Here is a 601-nt window from a genome sequence, read left to right as displayed (position 1 = left end):
TCGAAGGCGAACGAGTGGAACATCGCCCACACATCATCCGGACCAAACCCGAAATGACGCTCCGTCACCCCAAAAAGCCGCAACACATTACCGTGCGAAATCTGCACACCCTTCGGACGCCCCGTCGTCCCCGACGTAAAAATCACATACGCCCGATCATCCCCACCCGACTCCGCCACGGCCACGTCCACCGGACCGCCGGCCAAACCCTCATCATCCACAAGCACCGCCGGCACACCCTCCGGCAACAACCCCACCAACCCACCACTGGTCACCACCACCGACGGATCAGCATCATCCACAATCAACTCCAACCGACCCGCCGGAGTCCCCACATCCAACGGCACATACGACGACCCCACCCGCAACACCGCAAGCACCGCAGCAACCATGTCAACAGAACGATCCAACAACACACCCACCGGCCGCGACACATCCACACCCGCAGCCCGAATCGCCCCCGCCAACACCCCCACCCGACGATCCAACTCCGCAAACGTCACACCCCGACCACCACACCGCACCGCCACCCGATCCGGAAAACACCGAACCGACTCCCCAAACCCCGCCACCAAACTCCGCGCCTGCCCCACCGACGGCA

General features: G+C 63.4%; 1 protein-coding gene. It reads right to left on the bottom strand.

Annotated features, from left to right (window positions below):
- Nucleotides 1-503, bottom strand: a 503-nt coding sequence (locus tag Vse01_RS29190; RefSeq protein WP_239104323.1) for an AMP-binding protein, incomplete at its 3' end; no start/stop codon positions are given.
- Nucleotides 504-601 lie beyond the last annotated feature (98 nt).

This window comes from Micromonospora sediminimaris, from assembly GCF_016863575.1.
Classification (GTDB): Bacteria; Actinomycetota; Actinomycetes; order Mycobacteriales; family Micromonosporaceae; genus Micromonospora; species Micromonospora sediminimaris.
This window is presented reverse-complemented; position numbering and strand designations above follow the sequence as displayed.